Raw genomic sequence first — 12558 nt, 5'->3', positions numbered from 1 at the left:
GGCCGACGCTGTTGCATCCGTCGATGGATTCGGCGGTGGAAAGAATGCATGCCTGAGCCACCCCGGAGGGCCTCGACCAGGTATGCCAAAATCCTCGCGCCGGCGGCACAGGCGAGCCGGAAGCAAGGGGGACTGGTCGTGCTGGAATCACGCGGGCTGAGTGTCGCGGCCGAGGCGGTCTATCGCGTCCTGCTGGTGCACCACTCCTGGGGCATCGACCAGATCGCAGCCCACCTCATGTTCACCAAACAACAGGTGAAGACCGCTCAGCAGCAGCTGGTCGACCTCGCACTGGTCACCGAGCGCGAATCCCAATGGGTCGCGGTCGCTCCTGCGGTCGGGTTGTCCGCCCTGCTGGCCAGAGCGGAGGCGGAGGTCATCGCCCGGCGCCAGCAGATCGAGGCGACCCGGACCGCGGTGATGGCGATGACCGCGCAGCAAGGCAGTTCGGCTGGTGCGTCGGTACGCCGGATCGAGGGACTCGACGCGATCATCACCCGCATGACGGAGCTCGGCACGCTGGCCCGCCGTGAGGTTCTGCTGCTGGTGCCCGACCAAGGGCCCACGGCCGATCTGGTGGCCGAGGTCACGGTGCGTCATCTCGTGCAGACCAGCGTCCGGTTCGACACCATCCAACTCGCCCGGGTACGCGACTACGCCGAGGCGGGCCACGAGGTCCGCACCATCCCCTCCGTGCCGATGCCGATGGCCGTGTACGACCGGGCGACTGTCCTGGTCCCGATCGATCCCGACTCGGCGGAGGCGGGCATGCTCGAGGTGACCAACTCCGGCGTCGTCGCGGTGGCGTGCGCGCTCTTCGACGAGCTTTGGTCCGACTCGACGCCGCTCGACCACCAGGTCGGCCAGCTGGACGGACAACTGGACCCGGTGCAACGGCAGCTGCTGCGGATGCTCGCCGAGGGCCACACCGACGAGCTGGCGGCACGTCGGCTCGGGGTTTCCCTGAGCACCGTACGCCGAACAGTGGCGGCGCTGATGGGTCGACTGGAAGCTCGGAGTCGTTTCCAGGCGGGCATCCGCACGGTCGAGCGCGGTTGGCTGGGCGCCGCCTCCCCGGTGGAGGACTGATCCTGCCTGGTGAGTGGAACAGCGCATCCATGTTCCTCTCAGTCCGTCTCCGCTGACAAGACCGCCAGAGATTGGCAATCTTCTCCTGCCGGCATCGCTAAGCGCGGGAGCGGCGACTCTCGTCGTCCTGGCACGTCACCCCCACATGTGGCACCACCTCCTGCGCTCCGCTGGGCCGAATTGTCCCTTTTGTACAACGGAGGAAGCCCATGCCTCGCCGTCCGCATCGCGGTGGTCGCGTGCATACAGGGGGGTTGACCCGGCACGGACGCCGCGTCGGCCGCCTCGCGGCCGTCATGCTCGTGACGATCGCCTCGCTGGCCGTCGCGCCCACCGACCCGGCAGCCGCAACACCGCAGCCCATCAGGCCGCGCGACATCAAGTCCATCCACGGCCAGAAGGTCGTAAGCCCGGGGCGCCCGGCCGATCTATCGCAGGGCGCGGCACGCAAGCGCGCTCCCGCGCCGGTGTGGCCGGCAGCCGAGCGCGCCACTGCCCACCTCGCCGGCGCAGGGAAGCCGATTCGTGCCGGGCACACCCCGGTCCGGCTTCGGGCCATCGGCGCCTCGGCCCAGGCGGCCAAGGTCAGTCTCGATGTCGAACTGCTCGATCGCGCCAAGGTGCCAGCCGCTGAGCGCGACAGGTTGCTGGTGCGGGTGACCCGGGCGGATACCGGCTCGAAGGCGGTCAAGACGGGGGTGAGTATCGACTACTCGGCCTTCGCCGGCGCCTACGGCGGAGACTGGGCAAGTCGGCTGCGGCTGGTCACGCTGCCCGAGTGCGCGCTGACCACACCGGACGCGCCGGGTTGTCAGGGCGTGCCCCTGGTATCGCGCAACGACCAGGCCAGCCGACAGGTGACCGCCGAGATCTCCGTTCCGGCGGCGTCAGAGAAGGCTGCGTCTGAGAAGACCGCATCCGCGAAGGCCGCGCCCGCCACGATGCTGATGGCGTTGGCAGCGGGCGCAGGCGGCAACTCCGGCGACTACAGCGCCACCCCGCTGCAGGCGTCGTCGACCTGGTCGGCCGGCGGCAACTCGGGCGACTTCTCCTGGGCATACCCGATGCGCAGCCCGCCGTCATTGGGCGGACCCGCGCCGCAGGTCTCGCTCGCCTACTCGTCGGCCTCGGTGGACGGGCGCGGCGAGACCACCAACAACCAGCCTTCCTGGGTTGGCGAGGGCTTCGAATACTGGCCGGGCTTCATTGAGCGGCGGTACGCGTCGTGCTCCGACGACCGCAGCAACAGCGGCGCCAACAACACCGCGGATAGCGGCGACCTCTGCTGGGGCACCGACAACGCCACGCTGTCACTGAGTGGCAGCGGCGGCGAGATGATCAAGGACGGAGGTGGGTGGCGGCTCAAGAATGACGACAATTCGAAGATCGAGCACCTGACCACGACCGTCAATGGCGACAACGACAACGAGTACTGGCGAGTCACCACCGGCGAGGGCAACCAGTTCTACTTCGGGTTGAACCGGCTGCCGGGCTACACCGGTACCGCCCCGGCGAACAAGACCACCAACTCGACCTGGACCGTCCCGGTCGCCGGCAACCACGCCAATGAGCAATGCCACGCGACCGCCTTCGTCGACTCGTTCTGCAATCAGGCCTGGCGCTGGAACCTGGACTACGTCGTCGACCGGCACGGCAACACGATGTCGCTCTTCTACAAGACCGAGTCGAACAACTACGGCCGAAACAACAAGAAGACCGACGTGGTGAGCTACACCCGCGGAGGCACGCTCGACCACATCGACTACGGCACCGACAACCGGACCGGCAAAGACACCACGAACACCGCTACTGCGGCGCCGATGACCGTCGTGTTCACTCCGGCCGACCGCTGCCTGTCCGATTGCGGAACGCACGACCAGGCGCACTGGGGCGACGTGCCGTGGGATCAGTCCTGCACTTCGTCGACGACCTGCACCGACGACCAGGGGAGCCCGACCTTCTGGAGCACCAAGCGGCTCGCCCAGATCACCACGAAGGTGTGGAACGCCGGTGCCGGCGAGTACCGCGACGTGGAGAACTGGACGCTGACCCACACCTGGCCGGACCCCGGTGATGGCACCCGGGCTGGCATGTGGCTGGAGGCGATCTCGCACTCCGGCCGGAACGCCGGCACGGTCGCCATGCCGGACGTCAATTTCGACTGGGTCCAGCTGGCCAACCGGGTGGACACGGCGACGGACGGCAAGCCGGCGATGAACTGGATGCGGATCAGCACCATCTGGACAGACTCCGGATTGAAGCTGGACGTGCGATACACGGATCCCGAGTGTTCGGGCAGCAACCTACCGTCCTCGCCGCAGAACAACACCAAGCGCTGCTATCCGGTCAAGGAACAACAACCGAACAAGTCGATCAAGACGGAGTACTTCCACCGGTACCTCGTCTCCACCGTCACCCAGGCGGACTGTGTCACCGCCACCGGCCCCAACTGCGCGAACGCGGTTGGCGCGCCGGACGTGACCACCAACTATGAGTACGTCGGCACGCCGGCCTGGCACCACACCGACGACGACGGCATCACGAAGGACAATCTGCGCACCTGGTCCGACTTCCGCGGCTACCGTCAGGTCAATACCCGGGTGGGCGAGCCCGGCCAGGGCAAACAGACATTGAGCGAGGCCGTCTACTTCCGTGGTATATACGGCGACCAGGACGGCTCCGGCGATACCCGTACCGACAAGTTGCCGGCCATCGACGGCAACGCCGACGGCGACGCCGACGATGCGGCCGACTCCCCGGCGGTCAACGACGAGGACGCATTCGCCGGCACGCTGCGGCAGACCACCGTCTTCAACGGCGTCGAGTCCACCCCGGTCTCGTCGGAGTTCTCCACGCCGTGGCAGTCCGCACCGACCGCCACTCGAAAGATCGGCGATTCAACCACCTACGCCCGGCACCTGAGCACCTGGAGCACCTGGAACGCGACGGTGCTTGCCGCAGGCGGCCGCAAGGTCGCACGCGCCGACTACACCTACGACTCATACGGCATGGAGACGCAGCTGGCCGACTCGGGTGATGTCGCGGTCACCGGTGATGAGCAGTGCACCAAGACGACGTACGGGCGCAACACCACCGCGAACATCCTGGCTCTGGCGAACCGGATCGAGTCGTATGCCCTGGCTTGCGGCAAGAACCCGACGAAAGAGGAGGATGTGATATCCGACGTCCGCTCCAGCTTCGACAGCCGAGATTACGGCCAGGCGCCGACGAAGGGCGATACGACGCTCAACGAGCGGGCCAAGTCGTGGACGCCGACCGCTGGATCGTCATGGATGACCACGAATACCTACGCCTACGACAGCTACGGCCGTAAGACGGACGAGGGTGACCAGCGCGGCAGCCACACGCTGACCGCATACACCCCGGTCAGTGGCGGACCCGTCACCAAGATCACTGAGACCAATGCGCTCCTGTGGACGTCGACCAGTGAGCTGGAGCCTGGCTACGGCAAGGCAATCGCCAAGACTGACGTCAACGGCAGGCGTACCGATATCAGCTACGACGGCCTCGGCCGGATCATCAAGCTGTGGTTGCCCAACCACCCGAAGGCGACATATTCCACCCAGCCGAACACCGAGTACGTTTACCTGAACAAGGCCTCCGGCGGGATGAACGCGGTCACCACCAAGAAGCTGAATGCCAACGGCACCTACGTCACCAGCCACGCGCTCTACGACGGGCTGCTGCGCCCGAGGCAAACCCAGCAGATGTCCATGGCCACGGGCAACGTCGGCACGGTATTCACCGAGACCAAGTACGACGCCGCCGGCCGCTCGGCATTGACCAGCACCCACTTCGACGCCGCGGTGCAGCCGTCGACGACGTTGTTCACCGTCCTCGACTGGCAGCCGAAGGTCCAGACGGCCAACGAGTACGACCGTGCCGGCCGGCAGACCGCCGCGGTGGTCAAGTCCTCCGGCGCGGAGAAGTGGCGAACCACCACCGTCTACGGCGGCGACCGGACCTCGGTTGTGCCGCCGCCCGGCGGGGTGGCCACCACGTCGATCACCGACGGGCAAGGGCGCACGGTCGAGATGCGGCAGTACCACAACGCCGGCGACGTGGGCAGCAACGTGCGCAGCACGTACGACGTGCAGACGTTCCACTACGACGCCCGAGGCAACAAGGACTCCGTTACCGACAACGCCGGAAGTAGCTGGACATACCAGTACGACCTGATGGGCCGGCAGACTGGCACCACCGACCCGGACAAGGGCTCGTCGAGCGTGCACTTCGACAACAACGGCGACATGGATTCCATGACCGACGCCAAGCAGCAGAAGCTCGTCTGGACCTACGACTCCATCGGCCGCAAGAAGGTCCAGTATCTCGGCTCCACCGCCGGCACCAAGATGCTCAGCTGGGAGTACGACCCGGCCGGCGGCAAGGGGCAGCTGGCCTCGTCCAGCCGGTGGGTCGGCACCGACGAATACAAGACGAAGGTGCGCGGCTACACCCCGCTGTACCAGCCGACTGGTGAGGACATCACCATCCCGGCATCCGTTACCGGTCTGGCCGGCACCTACAGCACCACGCGGGGTTACAAGGTGGACGGGTCGCTGGCCACCGTGTCATACCCGAACGTGGGAGGCCTCGGTGCCGAGACGCTTACCTACACCTACGATGACGCAACCGGCCAGCCCGAGCAGTTGCAGACCAATGCGCCCGGGCTGGGCCAGTACGTGACGAACACCGACTACACCGCGTACGGGGAGACCAGCTTCATCCAGTTCCAAGCCACGTCCGGCAACTGGCTGCAGCGCGGCTTCACCTATGACGATGTGACACGCCGGCTGGTGCGGGCGCAGACGATCCGCCAGCTGAGCCCGCAGACCGTAGCGGACGTAAACCTGACCTACGACGCGACCGGCAACGTCGTGAAGCTCGCCGATGCCCCATCGGGCGCAGCGGCGGATACCCAGTGCTTCACGTACGACTTCGAGCAGAGGCTGAGCGAAGCGTGGACGCCGACCACTGGTGACTGCTCGGCAGCAGCGTCCGCATCCGGGTTAGGCGGCCCGGCCCCGTACTGGCAGTCCTGGACGTTCGACGCGGCTGGCAATCGCAAGACGCAGACCGCTCACGCGGCGGCCGGCGACACCATCGCGAGCTACACCTATCCTGCGGCGACAGCGGCCCACGCCCACGGAGTCACCGCCGTCACCGTCACCGGTCCAGGCGGCAACAGCGCCACCTCGTACGGCTACGACGAGGCCGGCAACATGAACAGCCGGCCCGCTGCTGCCGGTGGAACGCAGACGCTCAACTGGGACGTGGAAGGTCACCTGACCTCGGTGACCGACGGCAGCGGCACCACCGGCAACGTCTACAGCGCCGAGGGAACCCGCCTGCTACGCGCCGACGCCTCCGGCACCACGCTGTACCTCCCGGGGCAGGAGGTGCGCCGGAACAAGTCGACCGGTGTCGTCACCGCGACCCGGTTCTACAACTGGGCCGGGCAGGACTGCGCTTCGGTAACCTCCGGCGGCCCGCTGACCTGGCTGGTCACCGACACCCAGGGCACACAGCAGCTCTCGATCGCGGCCGGCAATCAGGCGATTGTGCAGCGGCGGCAGACTCCGTACGGCGGAGCTCGTGGCACCGCGGTCGCCTGGGGGAGCGAACGTGGATTCGTGGGTGGCGACAACGACCCGACCGGCCTGGTCCATATCGGAGCCCGATATTACGACTCGGCCCTCGGCCGGTTCATCTCGGTCGATCCGGTATTCGATTCGAACAAGCCGGCCAGCTGGAACGCCTACAGCTACGCCGACAACAGCCCGATCACGCTGTCCGACCCGACCGGCATGGACAGCTGCCTCGTCTGCAATATCCCCGGCTTCGTACCGGCTTGGAAGGCCGGGGTGTATGCCTTCGGCAAGACGGCTGGCGCGATGACCTCGGGGGTCGACCACGGGGGCAAGGCGGCAGACAACGGCCTGGCCTACATGTCCAGCAATTACGGCGGCGCCTGGACTGACCTTTATCACAGGGAGAGGTCGATAACGACCGCGGTCATGGGCTCGCCGAGCGACCCGAGCCCGGTGCGATGCGGCTGGGAGTGGGTCAGCGGTACCGGACCTGACGATCGGACCCTCACGGAAGACAATTCGATGACCAAGCAGCTCCAGAAGCACAGTCACGTGCAGAAGGCGCGCGAGATGGTTGCCGAACAGATTGCGAAGAACAACCCCGAGTACACCCCGGAGTACGCGGCCGACAAGAGCAACGCAACCAAAACGCTGTCGTACACGCTGAACACCAAGCACCTGATCGACGACATTCGGCACAATGAAACGGCGTTCTTCCTCGGTTCGTACGATTTGAAATGGGAGGTCGACTCTATCGACAGGAATGCCGGCGTCGCGACCGTGACATTCTGGGTCGAGAACGAGAGCGACATGAATTCCGGTACACACACCGCGCCATTCCTCGGCGGCTACAGCCAGGAGTGGGACGAAAAGGTGGGAAACTGGGTGAACAGCAAGTTCCAGAGAGGACCAGGCTCCGCCAAGAAGCAGAGAATTCAATGGAAGGAAAAGATCAGCTTCCGCAAATCGAAGCCGTCTTCAGGAGGGTCTTCATCTGAAGGAGCCTCATCCGGCGGGACTGACTTCAACAGTTCCATACCGCAGTCCGTGCTCATTCAAAAGGGGACCTAGAACCTAGATCCAGATTGACCTGCCGTCGTCATGGTTCATCGAGAACCATGACGACGGCAGGTCTGGACCGAGGGCCGCATCGAGCGGTCGGAACTGACCGGCGAAACGCCCGGCGGGTCGCGGTGTGGACCGCGAGGCAGCTCAGCGCGTACCTGGAAAGCGCCCGGGCTGGCCGCGGCCCGGCACATCCGCAAACGCATCAAGGACGAAGCGGCGAGAACCGGCCCGCCGGATGCGACGAAACAAACAACTTCGGCGAAACGGCCGGGTCATACGACACGAAGCCGCAGGTCACCCGCCCCTCAACAGTGCGCGATGACCGAGATTTCCCGGTGCGGATGAGTGGCCCGGTCTCGCACCGCAAGACCGGGCCGTCCACGCGTCAGGTCAGCGGCGGTACCAGGTACGTGTTGACGTGGTGGTCACGTTGCCGGCCTTGTCGTACGCCCGTAGCCCAACCTTGATTTTCTTGCCGTACTTCTTTGTGTTGATCGAGAATTTGAAGGCCGCCGAGGTGTCTGTTGCGACAACCTTGCCGTTGATCAGCAGCTGGACCCGGGCGACACCGTACTTGTCGCTCGCTTTGGCGGTCACCTTGACGGTTCCCTTGACCTTGGCCTTGTTCTTCGGTGCTGTCGCGAACCCCACCGTGGCTTTCGTGTTGTCCACGGTCACCAAGCTGCTGAGCGCGGACGGGTTGCCGAGCTCGTCGTACACGGAGAAGCGCAGCCGGATCGATCCGTCCCCGTGCAGGGTCACGTACTCCGAGTACGACAACGGCGAGGCCTGCCACGGAGTACTGAAACCGGCCGACTCGGGCGGGACGATGCGGTGCTGGTCGGTCGCGGTTTTGGTCACGGTGACCTGCTTGCCGCGCAGCAGCGTGCCGGCTCGCGGCGAGATCCGCAGCACCGGCCCGACGTTGTCGATATTCAGGCGAAACGCCTTGGTGGTGGTGAGACCGACCCGGTTCATTACGCGCACCTGAAGGTTCGCGAAGGCCTTTCCGCGAGTCGCGTCGTGCCAGTCGAAGAAGGCCGACTGCGCGGTGGTGCTGCTGCGGAGAACGCCGTCGACCCACAGCTCGGTGTGATCGATTCCGGTCTTGTCCGTGGGGCTCGACGTGATCGTGCCGTCGGCGCCAATCCAACCCGTGCCCTGGTCGAGCCGGCTGGACCAGGCAAGCTTGCCGCCAAATTCGTCGCCACCATATTCGTGCCAGGCCCAGACCGATGCGATCACGGGAGCTTCGTCGGAGACGACGTAGTTCGAGCAGTACGTTGTGCTGTTACCGGCTGGTTCGCTGAGCCGGAAGCACGGCGGGGTGGCGGTTGCGGAGGCGTTCCAGGTGAAGGTCCATGGTTCAGCCGTGAGCGTGGCGAGGACGGCGCCGGTGGATCCCTCCGTCATCTCGATCTTGCTTGTTTCGGTCGAGACGTCGCTCAGCGTGGCGGTCCTGGGCCCGCTACGCATCGCCGTTCCAGCCTTCGGCGCGAGTACGCCGGACAAGGCCACTGCGACGACGTGCACCCGGGTGATCCGGTCGGCGCGGTTGCCCGCCGCGTCGAAGGCGCGAACCGTCATGTCGATGTCGGTCCCGTTGAGCGCGACGGGAATGGTGACCGAGCAACTGAGACCCTGGGAGGCGTCGACGGTGCAGCGCGAAAAGCTGCCCGCACCGGCCCGGGCAAGGACGGTGGTGACCGCGACATCATCGGTGACCACGGGGTGCAGTACCGATTGCCGCAGGACAGTTTGGCCATCAGTCAGGCCGGTGCTGGTGATGACCGGCGGGGTGGTGTCAAGCGGGGTGGTGTCCTCGGCCAGGGCTGGTGCGGTGCCGGTGAGGACAAGGGAGAGAGCCGCGGTCGCCGAGACGCCGAGACGCCGGGCGATCCGCGATGGTGCGTGCATCGATCCTCCAAGATCATGAGGGTTGCACAGGCTACCAAGGCCGAACGCGGACGCGCATCGTCGATTTAGCCGGTATCGATGCCTGCGAAGACCGCATCCGCGCCTTTGTCCGGAGATACCTATTGACTCCCCCAGATCACCCTGAGCCGGCCAGTTGGTTTCAGAGCATCAAGGAAAGGCCACGAAGAACCGGCCCGCCGGACGCGACGAAAACAAGTCACCCCGGAATGCGGCCCGATCAGACGAGCCGAAGGCCTTACCCCTAACCCTTCTGACCTGGCGCTCCATGGGGCTACCCGCGAAGTGTCACCAGGGCTGGAACGTCTCGCAGGAGATCAGGGTGACGGTCTCGTATCGGCCGTTGCACACGTCGTTGTCCTCGCCGCCGTCGAGGAAGCCGACACCGTCGTAGACGTAGAGGACGTCCTCGCCCGCCTCGCCGTAGAGCTTGTTGTCGCCGTCGTCGCCGGTCAACTCGTCGTTGCCCGCGCCACCGAGGATGGCGTCGTTGCCGCCGAAGCCGTCATCGCCGACAACAAGGCGCCCACCGTCTCGATCACCAAGGCGCCGAAGAACGGCGCCAGGGTCTCCGGCACCGTCAAGGTGAGCGTCAAAGCTACCGACGCCAGCGGCATCGCCCGGGTCGAGCTGCTGATCAACGGCAAGGTCGTAGCCACCGACACCAGAGCCGGCTACGTCCTGGCGTTCAAAACCACATCACAGAAGAAGACGATCAAGGTCCAGGTCCGCGCGTACGACAAGCTCGGCAACGTCAAATACACGACCACCCGCACCTGGACGCGGTCCTGAACAGCCCGGCGAAGAGGCTCTACGGCCGCTCCGGCCAGCGCATTTCTGATCACCCGCCCAGCACCGCCCCACGCCGCACCTGCCGCTGAATCTGGGACTGCCCCGAGTTCGGTTGACTCGCGGGTCGGGTGGTTCAGGCAGCGGTTGCGTGCCCGTTGATTGCTGCGCGCGCAATGCGAACGGTCCTTCCCCATGATCGGAGAAGGACCGGGAAGGCGATCGAGATCAGGCGGCTTCTGTTTGCTGTCGGCGCTCGTGGTCCTGGTTGCGCTGGAGAGCTTCCTGGAGCTGGTCCTCGAGGACGATGATCCGGCAGGCGGCCTCCAGCGCGACGCCTTGACCGACCATCTGCCGGACCCGTGCGGCCAGACGCAACTGGTGACGCGAGTAGCGGCGGTGACCTCCGGCCGACCGGAACGAGATGAACAGTTTCGCCTCGTCGAGGCGGCGCAGGAAATCCTGCGAGGCGCCGGTGATCTCCGCGGCGCGGCCCATCGTGTAGGCGGGGTAGTGCTCGTCGTCGAGCACGTCATCGGGTTGGGCCATCCACACGCACCTTCCTATGACGAGGGCCCCGGCGCGGAAGCGCCGGGGCCCAGGGTTACGGGTTCACAACACCATCTACCGACAGGTTCGTCGGCTTGCTTTTTCCACACCTGCCGCCGTTCGCGGATTGCGGCGCGAGGATCGCATAAGCGTGACCGGAGACCACCTCACGTTCGATGGAAACTGCGGTGTCCACCTCAGGACCGGCTATCTGTCCTGACGGCGGGCGATCCAACGGTGCTCAGCCCTCCCTTTCCTCTACTTCCCTGTGGTGCCGTCTTGCTCACTGCCGGTGTCGGAGCCCCACGCAAACTTCACGGCCCCGCACACGTACGGCGGATCTTCCTGCATCAGATGGAGCCCCAAACCTGCATCGGCCACACCTGCCTTGCTCACTGCGGTAACACGAACTTCGACTGCCGTCCTGCATCAGGTGGAGCCCTGAAATTGCGTCAGCCCCGCCTGCGTCTGCCCTGACCTGGAGTTACGTCAAGGTCTTGCCTTACCCGTGTCCTACTGAGGTGCTGGCGGTGATTCTGGTCCACCGCTTTGCCGAGCGAGCCACGAACGTTCCGGACCCTGCTTGATGCTCGGTCTATCGTCTGCGTCTTCAACGACCTGTGCTCTCAACGAGACGAACATTAACCGCGTCTGAAGAGAATGTCTAGCCCTTCCTGCCTAGATTTTCTCGGCGGCGCGTCCAGACGTCAGTCGACGGCGACAGCGATCCGCTGGACATCGAGCAGAACTGTCCTTGCCTTGCCTTGCTGAGCGCGGACACGGGCACGGGCACGGGCAGGGCGGCGACTACACGCCCAGGCCGCTAACGAAGTCGCCGATCAGCTTCACGCCGATCACCAGGCACACCACCGACATGATCACAGCGTTGTGGCGGCCCATCCAATCCTTGACGGCGGCGAGAGTCGTCGCCGACTTGTCGCCCATCGCCAGGTAGAAGACGACGGGCGCGCCGACGCTGAGCGTTCCGATCAGCGCGAACACCCCGTACGCCACCGCCTGCTGAACCCCCGGGATGCCGGTCTGCGCGATTGCGGTGCCCGCCGAAACCGCGAGCAGGAAATTCTTCGGATTGAGACCGGTGAGCGCCGCACCGGTGCCGAGCGATCGCGCCGCACCGAACCGGTCGATGCTCTGCAGCCAGTTCGGCATCGTCGGTTCAGCGTCCGCGGCCGGCCGGCCGGCGAACTGCTGAGCGGCCACCAGCAGCAACAAGATCCCGAGCACCAGCTTGAGCCACGTCACCCAGGTCGCCGGCTGCCCCTGGTCGCTGACGACGGCGGGCCCGGCAATCGCCAGCACGATGACGCCGATCACGGCCAGACCGGTCAGCCGGCCCACGACGAACGCCGGGCCATTGCGCCGGGCTCCGGCTGTGGTGAGAAGCAGGACGACCGCGATGATCGGCATCGGGCTCAACGCGACACCTACCGCCATCACCAGGCTCTGCCCGATTGCTTCTCCCATTGCGGCTCCAGGTATCGAATTTGACCGCCTC

Annotated in this window: 8 protein-coding genes; 3 read left to right on the top strand and 5 right to left on the bottom strand. The window is 65.7% G+C overall.

The window, feature by feature from the left end; genetic code table 11:
- Positions 1-138 precede the first annotated feature (138 nt).
- Both AB0F10_RS01730 and AB0F10_RS01725 read left to right on the top strand, forming a co-directional pair.
- Positions 139-1089 carry a helix-turn-helix transcriptional regulator gene (locus AB0F10_RS01730; RefSeq protein ID WP_360619854.1) on the top strand — a complete coding sequence of 317 codons (951 nt, stop codon included), beginning with the start codon at positions 139-141 and terminating at the stop codon, positions 1087-1089.
- Positions 1090-1385: 296 nt separating this feature from the next.
- Positions 1386-7772 (top strand): RHS repeat-associated core domain-containing protein, encoded by a 6387-nt coding sequence (locus AB0F10_RS01725; protein WP_360619852.1) that lies wholly within the window; start codon positions 1386-1388, stop codon positions 7770-7772.
- Between the two features lie 387 nt (positions 7773-8159).
- On the opposite strand, the gene AB0F10_RS01720 is transcribed toward AB0F10_RS01725, so the two are convergent.
- From AB0F10_RS01720 to AB0F10_RS01710, 3 genes are all read right to left on the bottom strand, one after another.
- On the bottom strand, positions 8160-9686 hold the full coding sequence (locus tag AB0F10_RS01720) for an Ig-like domain-containing protein (RefSeq protein ID WP_360619851.1): 1527 nt from the start codon (positions 9684-9686) through the stop codon (positions 8160-8162).
- A 306-nt stretch (positions 9687-9992) separates the two neighbouring features.
- Complete coding sequence (locus AB0F10_RS01715) at positions 9993-10160, bottom strand: hypothetical protein (protein ID WP_360619849.1); 168 nt, start codon at positions 10158-10160, stop codon at positions 9993-9995.
- Positions 10157-10300 carry a hypothetical protein gene (locus tag AB0F10_RS01710; protein ID WP_360619847.1) on the bottom strand — a complete coding sequence of 48 codons (144 nt, stop codon included), beginning with the start codon at positions 10298-10300 and terminating at the stop codon, positions 10157-10159. Before AB0F10_RS01710 ends, AB0F10_RS01715 begins: the two co-directional genes overlap by 4 nt.
- Here AB0F10_RS01710 and AB0F10_RS01705 point away from each other — a divergent pair.
- Complete coding sequence (locus AB0F10_RS01705) at positions 10290-10496, top strand: Ig-like domain-containing protein (protein ID WP_360619845.1); 207 nt, start codon at positions 10290-10292, stop codon at positions 10494-10496. The genes AB0F10_RS01710 and AB0F10_RS01705 overlap by 11 nt on opposite strands.
- A 225-nt stretch (positions 10497-10721) precedes the next feature.
- Here AB0F10_RS01705 and AB0F10_RS01700 read toward each other — a convergent pair whose 3' ends face one another.
- Entirely contained in the window at positions 10722-11042 is a 321-nt protein-coding gene (locus AB0F10_RS01700) for a MerR family transcriptional regulator (protein ID WP_360619843.1), read from the bottom strand.
- An 807-nt stretch (positions 11043-11849) separates the two neighbouring features.
- Positions 11850-12497: a GAP family protein gene (locus AB0F10_RS01695; protein ID WP_360619917.1), complete on the bottom strand. Its 648-nt coding sequence runs from the start codon at positions 12495-12497 to the stop codon at positions 11850-11852.
- Positions 12498-12558: the final 61 nt, after the last annotated feature.

This window comes from Actinoplanes sp. NPDC026623, assembly GCF_040638275.1.
Lineage (GTDB): Bacteria > Actinomycetota > Actinomycetes > Mycobacteriales > Micromonosporaceae > Actinoplanes.
Note: the sequence above shows the minus strand (reverse complement) of the source record. Positions and strands in the feature narration are given on the sequence as shown.

Bases quoted from the DNA above. Each gene is read 5' to 3' on its own strand.
- AB0F10_RS01700 (WP_360619843.1), bottom strand. From the start codon at position 11,042: ATGGCCCAACCCGATGACGTGCTCGACGACGAGCACTACCCCGCCTAC.
- AB0F10_RS01720 (WP_360619851.1), bottom strand. From the start codon at position 9,686: ATGCACGCACCATCGCGGATCGCCCGGCGTCTCGGCGTCTCGGCGACC.
- AB0F10_RS01695 (WP_360619917.1), bottom strand. From the start codon at position 12,497: ATGGCGGTAGGTGTCGCGTTGAGCCCGATGCCGATCATCGCGGTCGTC.
- AB0F10_RS01725 (WP_360619852.1), top strand. From the start codon at position 1,386: ATGCTCGTGACGATCGCCTCGCTGGCCGTCGCGCCCACCGACCCGGCA.